This window comes from Citrobacter sp. C348 (assembly GCF_047467975.1).
GTDB classification, from domain to species: domain Bacteria; phylum Pseudomonadota; class Gammaproteobacteria; order Enterobacterales; family Enterobacteriaceae; genus Citrobacter; species Citrobacter gillenii.
In genome coordinates this window covers 183,604-195,752 of the sequence record NZ_JASJUJ010000009.1, presented here as the reverse complement: position 1 = coordinate 195,752, position 12,149 = coordinate 183,604, and the positions used below count along the sequence as shown (strand labels likewise).

The 12,149-nt window shown below is 52.9% G+C and carries 12 protein-coding genes; 6 read left to right on the top strand and 6 right to left on the bottom strand.

Going from position 1 to position 12,149, the window contains the following annotated elements; all coding sequences use genetic code 11:
* The first annotated feature begins 30 nt into the window (after nt 1-30).
* Nucleotides 31-1,476 carry a metalloprotease TldD gene (tldD, locus tag QNN86_RS17545; RefSeq protein ID WP_096759323.1) on the top strand — a complete coding sequence of 482 codons (1,446 nt, stop codon included), beginning with the start codon at nt 31-33 and terminating at the stop codon, nt 1,474-1,476.
* Nucleotides 1,477-1,569: 93 nt separating this feature from the next.
* Here the strand turns inward: tldD and aaeR are convergent, their stop codons facing one another.
* A complete protein-coding gene (gene aaeR, locus QNN86_RS17540; protein WP_414211964.1) occupies nt 1,570-2,499 on the bottom strand; it encodes an HTH-type transcriptional activator AaeR in 930 nt (309 codons plus the stop codon).
* 184 nt (nt 2,500-2,683) lie between these two features.
* Here aaeR and aaeX point away from each other — a divergent pair, with 184 nt between their 5' ends.
* From aaeX to QNN86_RS17520, 4 genes are all read left to right on the top strand, one after another.
* Nucleotides 2,684-2,887 (top strand): p-hydroxybenzoic acid efflux pump operon protein AaeX, encoded by a 204-nt coding sequence (gene aaeX / locus QNN86_RS17535; protein ID WP_003025177.1) that lies wholly within the window; start codon nt 2,684-2,686, stop codon nt 2,885-2,887.
* A 7-nt stretch (nt 2,888-2,894) separates the two neighbouring features.
* A complete protein-coding gene (aaeA, locus tag QNN86_RS17530; protein WP_096755473.1) occupies nt 2,895-3,827 on the top strand; it encodes a p-hydroxybenzoic acid efflux pump subunit AaeA in 933 nt (310 codons plus the stop codon).
* Between the two features lie 5 nt (nt 3,828-3,832).
* The gene (gene aaeB, locus QNN86_RS17525; protein WP_181618021.1) at nt 3,833-5,800 is read left to right on the top strand and encodes a p-hydroxybenzoic acid efflux pump subunit AaeB; all 1,968 of its coding nucleotides are present in this window, start codon (nt 3,833-3,835) and stop codon (nt 5,798-5,800) included.
* A 117-nt stretch (nt 5,801-5,917) separates the two neighbouring features.
* Nucleotides 5,918-6,196 (top strand): hypothetical protein, encoded by a 279-nt coding sequence (locus tag QNN86_RS17520; protein ID WP_181618020.1) that lies wholly within the window; start codon nt 5,918-5,920, stop codon nt 6,194-6,196.
* 58 nt (nt 6,197-6,254) lie between these two features.
* On the opposite strand, the gene yhcN-B is transcribed toward QNN86_RS17520, so the two are convergent.
* Both yhcN-B and argR read right to left on the bottom strand, forming a co-directional pair.
* Nucleotides 6,255-6,521 carry a DUF1471 family stress response protein YhcN-B gene (gene yhcN-B, locus QNN86_RS17515; protein ID WP_096755476.1) on the bottom strand — a complete coding sequence of 89 codons (267 nt, stop codon included), beginning with the start codon at nt 6,519-6,521 and terminating at the stop codon, nt 6,255-6,257.
* Nucleotides 6,522-6,895: 374 nt separating this feature from the next.
* A complete protein-coding gene (gene argR, locus QNN86_RS17510) occupies nt 6,896-7,366 on the bottom strand; it encodes a transcriptional regulator ArgR (protein WP_096755477.1) in 471 nt (156 codons plus the stop codon).
* Between the two features lie 436 nt (nt 7,367-7,802).
* On the opposite strand from argR, the gene mdh reads away from it, so the two are divergent.
* Nucleotides 7,803-8,738: a malate dehydrogenase gene (mdh, locus tag QNN86_RS17505; RefSeq protein WP_181618019.1), complete on the top strand. Its 936-nt coding sequence runs from the start codon at nt 7,803-7,805 to the stop codon at nt 8,736-8,738.
* A gap of 187 nt (nt 8,739-8,925) precedes the next feature.
* Here the strand turns inward: mdh and degS are convergent, their stop codons facing one another.
* From degS to zapG, 3 genes are all read right to left on the bottom strand, one after another.
* A complete protein-coding gene (gene degS / locus QNN86_RS17500; RefSeq protein WP_414211959.1) occupies nt 8,926-9,993 on the bottom strand; it encodes an outer membrane-stress sensor serine endopeptidase DegS in 1,068 nt (355 codons plus the stop codon).
* An 89-nt stretch (nt 9,994-10,082) separates the two neighbouring features.
* On the bottom strand, nt 10,083-11,450 hold the full coding sequence (gene degQ / locus QNN86_RS17495) for a serine endoprotease DegQ (protein ID WP_096755480.1): 1,368 nt from the start codon (nt 11,448-11,450) through the stop codon (nt 10,083-10,085).
* Nucleotides 11,451-11,618: 168 nt separating this feature from the next.
* Nucleotides 11,619-12,017 (bottom strand): Z-ring associated protein ZapG, encoded by a 399-nt coding sequence (gene zapG, locus QNN86_RS17490; RefSeq protein ID WP_045448139.1) that lies wholly within the window; start codon nt 12,015-12,017, stop codon nt 11,619-11,621.
* Nucleotides 12,018-12,149 lie beyond the last annotated feature (132 nt).

Sequence of the window (12,149 nt, the reverse complement as noted above, 5' to 3'; positions counted from 1 at the left end):
TTACGGCGGCAACTAATGAGTAGCAAAACGATGAGTCTGAACCTGGTAAGTGAACAATTGCTAGCGGCGAATGGCCTGAAACATCAGGACCTGTTTGCCATTCTGGGCCAACTGGCCGAACGCCGTCTTGATTACGGCGATCTCTATTTTCAGTCGAGCTATCACGAATCCTGGGTTTTAGAAGACCGCATCATTAAAGATGGTTCTTACAACATCGATCAGGGCGTTGGTGTGCGTGCCATCAGCGGCGAAAAAACCGGGTTTGCCTATGCGGACCAGATAAGTCTGCTGGCGCTGGAGCAAAGTGCTCTTGCTGCCCGTACTATTGTGCGCGACAACGGTGATGGCAAAGTGAAAACGCTGGGTGCAGTAGAGCATCAGGCGCTTTATACCTCACTTGATCCGTTGCAGAGCATGAGCCGTGAAGAGAAGCTGGATATTCTGCGTCGCGTTGATAAGGTCGCGCGTGCCGCCGACAAACGTGTGCAGGAAGTGACCGCTAGCTTGACCGGCGTTTATGAGCTGATTCTGGTTGCGGCGACTGACGGTACGTTGGCGGCTGATGTTCGTCCTCTGGTGCGCCTGTCCGTTAGCGTGCAGGTTGAAGATGACGGTAAGCGTGAACGTGGCGCTAGCGGCGGTGGTGGTCGTTTTGGCTATGACTATTTCCTCGCCTCCCTTGACGGCGAAGTCCGTGCCGATGCATGGGCGAAAGAAGCCGTGCGCATGGCGCTGGTGAATCTCTCCGCGGTAGCCGCGCCAGCAGGCGCACTACCGGTCGTGCTGGGTGCAGGCTGGCCGGGCGTGCTGCTGCACGAAGCGGTCGGTCATGGCCTTGAAGGTGACTTCAATCGTCGTGGGACATCAGTCTTTAGCGGCCACATGGGTGAGCTGGTGGCATCTGAGCTGTGCACCATCGTGGATGACGGCACGATGGCGGATCGCCGTGGTTCAGTGGCTATTGATGATGAAGGTACGCCTGGCCAGTACAATGTCCTGATTGAAAACGGTATTCTGAAAGGCTATATGCAGGACAAGCTGAACGCGCGTCTGATGGGTGTAGCGCCGACCGGTAACGGACGTCGTGAATCTTACGCACATTTGCCAATGCCGCGCATGACCAATACCTATATGCTGCCGGGTAAATCTACGCCGCAGGAAATTATTGAGTCCGTTGAATACGGTATTTATGCTCCGAACTTCGGCGGCGGTCAGGTGGACATCACGTCCGGGAAGTTTGTGTTCTCAACGTCTGAAGCGTATCTGATTGAAAACGGTAAAGTGACCAAGCCGGTGAAAGGTGCGACGCTGATCGGCTCCGGCATCGAAGCGATGCAGCAGGTTTCGATGGTGGGTAATGACCTTAAACTGGATAACGGCGTCGGCGTTTGCGGTAAAGAAGGGCAGAGTCTGCCAGTGGGCGTGGGTCAGCCGACGTTGAAGGTAGATAGCCTTACCGTAGGCGGTACCGCGTAACTGTACATGCCGGATGGCAACGCTTCGCGTTTTATCCGGCCTACATATCTGCACCGACCGTAGGCCCGGTAAGCGAAGCGCCACCGGGCATTTTTATTTATCTTTACCTCTGCCGTACATCCCCTGAAACAACTGCGCCACATCGACAAAATAATCTGTGAGAGAGTTAATCACCACCTGCACCTTGAGCGGCAGTTTGTCTTTTTCCGTATACAGCGCGTAAACCGGACGCGGATCAGACTGGTAGCGGGGAAGCAGGACCTCCAATTCACCACGATTGATCTCATTGATCACCCACATCAGCGGGACATAGGCAATCCCCGCTCCTGCGGCCAGCCAACGCACCAGCGTCATGGGATCGTTGGTTACGAAGCGTCCCTGCGGGATCAGTCGGGTTGAAATCCCTTCCGGGGCAATAAGCTCAAATTCATTATCTGGACGCACGCTGTATTCCAGCCACGAATGGCTGCTGAGATCGGCGGGCTTTTCCGGAATGCCAAACTGGGCGAGATAGCTTTTAGCGGCACAAACCACCATTGGCATCGTCCCCAGACGACGTGAAAAAAGACTGGAGTCCTGGAGAGCGCCCACACGGATAACCACGTCCAGACCGTCAGCAATTAAGTCCGGGGCCGGGATGCCGGTGACCAGATTGACCGCCAGTCCGGGGTACTCTTTCAGCATTTTTGCGGTCAGTCCGGCGAGGACATTTTGTGCCATAGTTGAAGAACAGCCGATCCGTAGTGTACCGATTGGCGTGTTGTTAAACGCGTAGAGTTGCTCATGAACGTCCTGCACTTCGTGCAGCATGCGACGGCAGCCCTGATAATAGATTTTTCCGGCCTCGGTCAGCCCAATGCTGCGTGTACTGCGGTTTAGCAGCTTAACCTGCAGTTCATCTTCCAGTTTTGATACCGTCTGGCTTATCGATGAAACGCTCATTTGCAGCTGTCTGGCTGCGGCAGTGAAGGAGCCAAATTCGACGACTTTGGCGAACACCGACATACGTTTTAATCGTTCCATTGTTCACTCTGGCTTAAAAGTGATTTAGATCACATAATATAGATAACAGCATAACAGTTACGTTAATATATTATTATTCAAATAACAGCTATGTCGCTCTCGCCTGGCTCATCCTTGCCCTTCTCTGCGGCGACATACGCTCAATAAACGATCGCCTGCACTCTCTTAAGCTACCAAGGTCAACATGAGTCTGTTTCCCGTTATCGTGGTGTTTGGTCTTTCCTTCCCACCGATTTTTTTCGAGTTACTTTTGTCACTGGCGATTTTCTGGCTGGTGCGCCGGGTGCTGGTTCCAACTGGCATCTATGATTTTGTCTGGCATCCGGCCCTGTTTAACACCGCGCTGTATTGCTGTCTGTTCTATCTAATAACGCGCCTGTTCGTTTGAGGTTGAAGTGAAAACACTAACAAGAAAACTCTCCCGTACGGCCATGACTCTCGTACTGGTCATTCTGGCTTTTATCGCTATTTTCCGCGCATGGGTCTATTACACCGAGTCGCCGTGGACGCGTGATGCGCGTTTTAGTGCTGAGGTTGTTGCTATCGCCCCGGACGTCGCGGGCCTGATTACTCACGTTAACGTGCATGATAACCAGCTGGTGAAAAAGGATCAGGTCCTGTTCACCATCGACCAACCGCGCTATAAAAAAGCCCTCGAACAAGCCGAAGCGGACGTCGCCTATTATCAGGTCCTGGCGCAGGAAAAACGCCAGGAAGCGGGGCGTCGTAACCGTCTTGGCGTTCAGGCCATGTCCCGCGAAGAGATTGACCAGTCGAATAACGTGCTGCAAACCGTATTACATCAGCTGGCGAAGGCGCAGGCGACCCGCGATCTGGCAAAACTCGATCTTGAACGTACGGTTATCCGTGCGCCAGCCGACGGCTGGGTGACGAATCTTAACGTCTATTCCGGTGAGTTTATTACCCGTGGTTCGACGGCGGTGGCGCTGGTCAAACAGCACTCTTTCTACGTGCTGGCTTATATGGAAGAGACCAAGCTGGAAGGTGTGCGTCCGGGGTATCGCGCTGAAATTACGCCGCTTGGCAGCAACAAGGTTTTGAAAGGTACCGTTGATAGCGTGGCGGCGGGCGTGACGAATGCCAGCAGTACGCAGGATGCGAAAGGCATGGCGACCATTGACTCCAACCTTGAATGGGTGCGACTGGCTCAGCGTGTGCCAGTGCGCGTCCGTCTTGATGACCAGCAGGGAACGTTGTGGCCAGCCGGGACCACGGCGACTGTGGTCATTACCGGGAAGCAGGATCGCGATGCCAGCCAGGAGTCCTTCTTCCGTAAAATGGCGCACCGTCTGCGCGAGTTTGGTTAATCGCGATGGGCATTTTCTCCATTGCCAATCAGCATATCCGCTTTGCGTTAAAACTGGCATGCGCCATTGTGCTGGCGCTGTTCGTTGGCTTTCATTTTCAGCTTGAGACCCCGCGCTGGGCGGTGTTGACCGCGGCGATTGTGGCGGCTGGCCCGGCTTTTGCCGCCGGAGGGGAACCTTATTCGGGTGCGATCCGCTATCGTGGGATGCTGCGTATTATCGGCACGTTTATCGGCTGTATTGCGGCCCTGGTGATTATCATCAGCATGATCCGTGCGCCGCTGCTGATGATCCTCGTGTGCTGTGTCTGGGCCGGTTTTTGTACCTGGATCTCTTCGCTGGTGAAGATCGAGAACTCCTATGCCTGGGGGCTTTCGGGCTATACGGCGCTGATTATCGTCATTACTATTCAGGCTGAGCCCCTGCTGACACCGCAATTTGCCCTCGAGCGCTGCAGCGAGATTGTGATCGGTATTGTTTGCGCCATTGTTGCTGATCTGCTCTTTTCTCCCCGCTCGGTGAAACAAGAAATTGACGTTGAACTGGACAGCCTTCTGGTGGCGCAGTATCGGCTTATGCAACTGTGTATTAAGCATGGTGACAGTGAAGAAGTGGACAAAGCCTGGGGCGATTTAGTTCGTCGGACTGCGGCGCTGGAAGGCATGCGCAGTAACCTGAATATGGAGTCCTCACGCTGGGGGCGCGCCAACCGCAGGCTCAAAGCGCTGAACACGCTGTCACTGACGTTGATTACCCAATCCTGTGAAACCTATCTTATCCAGAACACGCGTCCGGAACTGATTACGGATACCTTCCGTGAGCTGTTCGATACGCCGGTGGAAACTGTGCAGGATGTGCATAAACAACTGAAGCGCATGCGCCGGGTGATGGTCTGGACCGGCGAGCGTGAAACGCCGGTGACCCTTTATAGTTGGGCCAGTGCGGCAACCCGTTACCTGCTGCTGAAACGAGGGGTGATTAGCAACACGAAAATCAGCGCTACGGAAGAAGAGATCCTACAGGGCGAGCCGCTGGTGAAAGTGGAATCCGCCGAACGCCACCATGCGATGGTCAACTTCTGGCGCACCACGCTGTCCTGCGTGCTGGGCACCTTGTTCTGGCTGTGGACTGGCTGGACGTCAGGTAGCGGCGCAATGGTGATGATTGCGGTGGTGACCTCACTGGCGATGCGTTTACCCAACCCGCGGATGGTGGCAATCGACTTTATTTACGGCACGCTGGCGGCGTTACCGCTGGGTGCGCTCTACTTTCTGGTGATCATCCCCAATACGCAGCAAAGTATGTTGTTACTGTGCCTGAGCCTGGCGGTGCTGGGGTTCTTTCTCGGTATCGAGGTTCAGAAGCGACGTCTGGGCTCAATGGGCGCGCTGGCCAGTACCATTAACATCATCGTGCTGGATAACCCGATGACCTTCCACTTTAGCCAGTTCCTCGACAGTGCGCTTGGGCAGATTGTCGGATGCGTGTTGGCGTTTCTGGTGATCTTACTGGTGCGTGATAACTCGCGTGACAGAACCGGTCGCGTGCTGCTTAATCAGTTCGTGTCGGCGGCAGTTTCAGCGATGACCACCAATGTGGTTCGTCGCAAAGAAAACCATCTCCCGGCGCTTTACCAGCAGCTCTTTTTGCTGATGAACAAATTCCCCGGTGACCTGGCGAAGTTTCGTTTGGCGCTGACGATGATCATCGCACACCAGCGTCTGCGCGATGCACCGGTACCGGTAAACGAGGATTTATCCGCCTTTCACCGTCAACTGCGACGTACTGCCGATCACATCATATCCGCAGGGAGCGACGACAAACGCCGACGCTACTTTAGCCAGTTGCTGGAGGAGCTTGATGTCTATCAGGAGAAGTTAACCCTCTGGCAAGCGCCGCCTCAGGTGACGGAGCCGGTGAAGCGACTCACCGGTATGCTCCACAAATACCAGCATGCACTGACCAACAGTTAAGACTGATAAACCGACGCCAGAAGCGTCGGTTTTTTTATGGCTATACTTACCTGATGTGCGGGAATCCCTGCATAGAGAGAGCCTGTAGAGCGACTGGCGTTGGGATGGTAGCTATAGATGAACATCTATACATTTGATTTTGACGAGATTGAAGAACAAGGTGATTTCTACCGCGAGTTTACGCGGGCATTCGGCCTTGCCCGGGAAAAGGTGAGCGATCTCGATTCGCTGTGGGAAGTGGTGATGGGCGATATTCTACCCCTGCCACTGGAAATTGAGTTTGTTCATTTGCCAGACAAACAGCGCCGACGCTACGGTGCGCTGATATTGCTGTTTGATGAAGCAGAAGAAGAGCTGGAAGGGCAATTACGCTTTAACGTCCGTCATTCAATGTAAGGCATAAAAAAGCCCCCGACAGGCGGGGGCAAGTCGTCTCGGACCAGACGACGAGGGTTTATTTGTACAGTTCAGCGGTTGCGTGCCAATGCGCGCCTTCGCGCAGTTCGGTCACGCGGTAGCTGCTGGCGCCTGCTTTTTCAGCTTTGGCGACGATTTCCTGACGCATATCCATCGGTGAGCTGCCAATCTGAGAAACAGAGATGGTACCCATAGATTGCAAATTCTGTGCTTCTTGTGTGTTCACCTGATTAACCGCCGCACTGGCGCCAAAAGAGAGAACGGAAAGAAGGCTTAAGGTTGCAACAGTCGTTTTGATTTTCATGATATTTACCTCGTCGAATTCTTTTATTGGGGTCTTCGTTTCGTGACCCTCATCACAAAATCAAGTATACACTAATCACTCGATAAATTAATACCACGCTAATGGTTTCTGCTGTAATTAAGTGTTAAGAAATGTGGTTTTAATAACTTATTGGAATTAAAAACGCATAATTGAACTCATTATTTTAAAAAGTACACTAAATTCAAGATGATAGTTAATTTCGCAATTTGTGCGTTTTTATTTCGAAGTATTCACTGTGTGAATGTTTTTGGATGGTGAAACGCACTATTTGTTAAATGACAGGCAGAGGAAATGAGAGGTCAGGAGTCAGAAAGAAAGGTTTTTCCCCGCCACGCGATGCGACGGGGAGGGGATCACAGCTCTTGTTCGAACAGTTCCAGAATAGCTTCGTACAGATCTTTTACCGAGAACCCCATCGCCGGCGTGGTGAAGATGGTATCGTCGCCCGCAATAGTGCCGAGGATACCTTCTGCTTTACCCAGTGAATCCAGCAGACGTGCAATCAACTGTGCGGCGCCTGGGCTGGTATGAATGACCACCACGGCATCGTTGTAGTCAATGTCCAGCACCAGATTTTTCAGTGGACTGGAGGTCGTCGGAACCCCCAATTCAGCCGGAAGGCAGTACACCATTTCCATTTTGGCATTGCGGGTACGCACGGCGCCAAACTTGGTCAGCATGCGTGAAACCTTGGACTGGTTGATATTATCAAAGCCCTGATCCTGCAATGCGAGGACGATTTCACCCTGAGAGCTGAATTTTTCTTCTTTGAGAAGCGCTTTAAACGCCTTAACTAATTCTTCTTGTTTAGCCGAGCTTCGCATAAGTCACCCGTAATATGGCGGTAGAAACAACATTATTGTGCATACAGATGAATTTTTATGCAAACGGTCTTCCCCATTTAGGGCTGAAATAATGTTATGAAAGAGCGGAATTTTATCAAATTTCGTTATCAAGAAACATGCCTATGTCACGCCACGCAAATAAGCTTAAAAGTAAATCAATTGTTATCAAATTGATGTTGTTTTGAGGGGGCAGTTAGGTATATTGTCAGCACCTGTTGGAAAGTTGCTCTACTGTGCGAGTCGTTTTGAATTACGTAACTTAGGTTTTATTTTACGTAAATTAAATGCATAAAAGCCAAATTTGCGTGACTACGCATTCTTGACGCGTGGTTGTTGTGTTCATTGAATTTGTGAATTATGGTCGCCGCCGCGGAGCAATAGACACTTTGCTTATCAATATAATAAGGAGTTTAGGATGAAAGTTGCAGTCCTCGGCGCTGCTGGTGGAATCGGTCAGGCGCTAGCATTACTGTTAAAAACCCAACTGCCTTCAGGTTCAGAACTCTCCCTGTACGACATCGCTCCAGTAACGCCTGGTGTGGCCGTTGATTTGAGCCACATCCCTACTGCTGTGAAAATCAAAGGTTTCAGCGGCGAAGATGCGACCCCGGCACTGGAAGGTGCTGACGTGGTACTGATCTCCGCAGGCGTCGCGCGTAAACCGGGTATGGACCGTTCCGACCTGTTTAACGTCAACGCAGGTATCGTGAAGAATCTGGTTCAGCAGGTTGCGACCACCTGCCCGAAAGCATGCATCGGTATCATCACTAACCCGGTGAACACCACCGTTGCAATCGCTGCAGAAGTGCTGAAAAAAGCAGGCGTTTACGACAAGAACAAACTGTTTGGCGTGACCACGCTGGACATCATCCGCTCCAACACCTTTGTGGCGGAACTGAAAGGCAAGCAGCCGACCGACGTTGAAGTTCCGGTTATCGGCGGACACTCTGGCGTAACCATTCTGCCACTGCTGTCACAGATCCCAGGCGTAAGCTTCACCGAGCAAGAAGCGGCTGAACTGACCAAACGTATCCAGAATGCGGGTACTGAAGTCGTCGAGGCTAAAGCCGGTGGCGGTTCCGCAACCCTGTCTATGGGCCAGGCCGCAGCACGTTTCGGTCTGTCGCTGGTTCGCGCGCTGAGCGGCGAAAAAGGCGTGGTGGAATGTGCATACGTTGAAGGTGACGGCCAGTACGCTCGTTTCTTCTCTCAACCGCTGCTGCTGGGCAAAAACGGCGTAGAAGAGCGCCAGTCTATCGGCAAACTGAGCGCGTTTGAACAGAGCTCGCTGGAAGGCATGCTCGACACGCTGAAGAAAGATATCACCCTGGGCGAAGAGTTCGTTAAGTAACGCGAAAAGGGTCCGGATGCCGGATGGCGGTGTAAACACCTTATCCGGCCTACGGTCAGCGTGTATTTGTAGGCCTGATAAGCGTAGCGCCATCAGGCATTACGTGCTAAGTCCCTACGATATCGCCTAATAAAAACCGGAGCTAATTGTGCTCCGGTTTTTTTTGGTAAGTGGGGAAGGCGTGATGTTAATTGGTGGCCGGGTATTCCTGAATGGTGACCTGCAACGTTAACTGTTTATCATCACGCATCACGACGACGGAGATCACCGAGCCTGGGCGAATTTCCGCCACCTGGTCCATGGTTTCCAGCGCAGAGACGGCCGGTTTATTATTGACCGAGATAATCAGATCGTTAACCTGAATGCCTGCCTGTGCCGCCGGGCCATCCGGGGAGACTTCGTTAACCACAATCCCCTGAATTTGATCCATTCCGCCGCCCTGCGCGTGCAGTGGCGCAATCTCGCGACCGCTAATCCCGATGTACCCGCGAATGACGCGACCATCACGAATCAGCTTATCCATAATCTTGGTTGCTAACTGGAAGGGAATAGCAAAGCCGATCCCTTCCGGCGTTTCGCCATCGTTGCTCTTATCAAACGACAGGGTGTTAATGCCCATCAGCTCACCCAGCGAGTTGACCAGCGCCCCGCCGGAGTTGCCGTGGTTGATAGAGGCGTCCGTTTGCAGAAAGTTTTGCCGTCCCGTGGGGTTCAGGCCAATACGACCGGTGGCGCTGATGATCCCCTGAGTAATGGTTTGCCCGAGGTTGTACGGGTTCCCGATAGCAAGAACGACGTCGCCAATGTGCGGTATCCGTTTGTTGTTGATAGGGATTGTGGGCAGCCCGCCAGAGGCGTTGATTTTCAGCACCGCCAGGTCAGTCAGGGTATCGGAGCCGACCAGCAGCGCTTCAAACACGCGTCCATCCTGCAGAGCGACGATGATTTGGTCGGCATCATTAATCACGTGTTTGTTGGTGATGATATAGCCGCGCTGATCCATGATAACGCCGGAGCCGAGTGTGCGGATCTCGAGTTGGTTGTGCGTCGTGCTGTTCATACTGCGGTTATACACGTTAACAACGGCGGGTGCGGCACGGCGAACCGCCGGGTTATAGCTGGCAGGCATTTCATCAGCACTGTCAAACTGGGGTGCTGTAAGCGTATTAATTTTGCGCAGAGAGGGCATCGCGGCCAGCAGAATGGCGCCGACGATTAAACCAATCGCGACCGAACGTAAAAGCTTCACAAACATGATAGCGGCGTCATTAAAAAGGGGAACGGCAGCAGCATATCACGAGTTTACCGGACATCACACGGTGGGCTGATGTCCGGTCTACAAGCTTAACGCAGGAGCAGATAAATATTCTCGTTACCGCGTACCACCTGCAACGCGATGATCGACGGTTTTGCTTCCAGCACCTTGCGCATTTCGGCAATGGAGTTCACGCGATCGCGGTTTACACCGATGATAACGTCATCTTTGTGCAGACCGGCTTGCGCGGCTGGGCTGCTTTTTTCGACGTTATCAATCTTGATGCCTTTAGTGCCGTCTTTTAACTGACCGTCGCTAAGCGTTGCACCTTGTAACGCCGGGGCGATCATTTCCGCGCTGGCGGACGACGACGTGCTGGTATCCAGCGTGACCTCCACCTCCAACGGCTTACCGTTACGTAGCAGACCCAGTTTAACCTTGGTGCCCGGTTCAGTGGTGGCAATACGCGAGCGTAACTCGGCAAAACTATTCAACGGCTTGCCGTTGAGGCTGGTAATGACGTCACCGGATTTCACGCCTGCCTTCGCGGAGCCGGAGTTCGGCAGAACTTCGCTGACAAACGCGCCGCGCTGCACATCCAGCTTGAACGCTTTGGCGATGTCGGCGGTCATTTCCGTCCCTTTAATCCCCAGCAGGCCGCGTTTGATTTCGCCAAACTGCATTAACTGCTGCGCCAGCGTGCGTGCCATGTTGCTGGGAATGGCAAAGCCAATACCGATACTGCCGCCGCCCGGTGCCAGAATGGCCGTGTTAATACCGATCAGTTCACCGTTCAGGTTAAGCAGCGCCCCACCGGAGTTACCCCGGTTAATGGACGCGTCGGTCTGAATAAAGTTTTCCAGGCCTTCCAGATTCAGGCCGCTGCGACCCAATGCCGAGACGATGCCGGAAGTTGCCGTTTGCCCCAGCCCGAACGGGTTGCCGACGGCGACGGCAAAATCACCCACGCGGAGTTTGTCGGAGTCGGCGATGGCAATTTGTGTCAGGTTGCTAGGGTGCTGGATTTGCAGCAGGGCGATATCGCTCTGATCGTCGCTACCAATCAGCTTGGCGTCAAACTCGCGACCGTCGTTGAGCTGGATACTGATCTTCTGTGCCTGATTAATAACGTGGTTATTGGTTAGCACGTAGCCTTTGGCGGCGTCGATGATGACTCCTGAACCCAGGCCTTCGAACGGTTGTGACGGCTGATCGGGTAGGTCATCGCCAAAAAATTTTTTGAATTCTTCCGGGACTTTCTGCCCCTGCGCGGCGGTACCTTCGACCCTCACGCTCACGACCGCAGGTAACACTTTCTCCAGCATTGGTGCGAGGCTGGGGAGTGCGGCTTGACCGGGAACCTGGCCGGGTATCGACGCAATGGCCTGAAACGGCGCCGAGAGAGTTAACCCGACACTTAACGCTAATGCACTCAACAGCTGGGTTTGTTTTTTCATTGATCCTGCTCTCGTACCTTGAGTAAACGGAAGATGATTCAAAACAGTTTGATGTTATTGAATTTTCGGTTTGGTCACAATGCGGCTAACGACTAAATAATAGCTGGGACGGGAAGAGAAGCGGAGGGCGCAATTGCTGCGCCCAATAAATTTCTTAACGATGTGCAGTTAGTCGCGCTTTGCGCCACTACGCAGCAGGCCGGAGGCCCCTTCGGAATAGTCGCGTGGCATCTGAACCGGTGCCTGATCGTTGCCTGCTTCAGACTCTGCCAGACGGTTACGGAACGGGTTGGATTCTGGCGACATACCCGGCAGCAGGTTGCTGGAACTTTTTGCCATATGTTGGTAGATCTGACGATAGTCGTCGGCCATGTTATCCAGTAGCTCAGCGCTGCGGGCAAAGTGGCTTACCAGCTCTTCACGATACTCTTCCAGCTCAGCTTTGTTTTTTTCCAGTTCGTACTGCAATGCCTGCTGTTGGCGTAATTTACGATTACCAAAACGCATGGCTACGGCACCAATAATGATACCGACGACTAACCCAATTAGCGCATATTCCCAGGTCATGAACATCTCCCGTTGTCTTGTGTTTCCGTAGGGTGTTGGCTTTAGGCTCCATGCCTGCGCCTGATTATGCCACTATAACCGCTAATCCCGTAGAAGTGGAATCCCGACTTTATATCGCGTAGTGTAGAACGG

Coding starts and splice junctions, on each gene's coding strand:
- yhcN-B (WP_096755476.1), bottom strand. CDS start 6,521: ATGAAAATCAAAACGACTGTTGCAACCTTAAGCCTTCTTTCCGTTCTC.
- degQ (WP_096755480.1), bottom strand. CDS start 11,450: ATGAAAAAACAAACCCAGCTGTTGAGTGCATTAGCGTTAAGTGTCGGG.
- aaeB (WP_181618021.1), top strand. CDS start 3,833: ATGGGCATTTTCTCCATTGCCAATCAGCATATCCGCTTTGCGTTAAAA.
- degS (WP_414211959.1), bottom strand. CDS start 9,993: ATGTTTGTGAAGCTTTTACGTTCGGTCGCGATTGGTTTAATCGTCGGC.
- aaeR (WP_414211964.1), bottom strand. CDS start 2,499: ATGGAACGATTAAAACGTATGTCGGTGTTCGCCAAAGTCGTCGAATTT.
- QNN86_RS17520 (WP_181618020.1), top strand. CDS start 5,918: ATGAACATCTATACATTTGATTTTGACGAGATTGAAGAACAAGGTGAT.
- zapG (WP_045448139.1), bottom strand. CDS start 12,017: ATGACCTGGGAATATGCGCTAATTGGGTTAGTCGTCGGTATCATTATT.
- aaeX (WP_003025177.1), top strand. CDS start 2,684: ATGAGTCTGTTTCCCGTTATCGTGGTGTTTGGTCTTTCCTTCCCACCG.
- argR (WP_096755477.1), bottom strand. CDS start 7,366: ATGCGAAGCTCGGCTAAACAAGAAGAATTAGTTAAGGCGTTTAAAGCG.
- mdh (WP_181618019.1), top strand. CDS start 7,803: ATGAAAGTTGCAGTCCTCGGCGCTGCTGGTGGAATCGGTCAGGCGCTA.
- tldD (WP_096759323.1), top strand. CDS start 31: ATGAGTCTGAACCTGGTAAGTGAACAATTGCTAGCGGCGAATGGCCTG.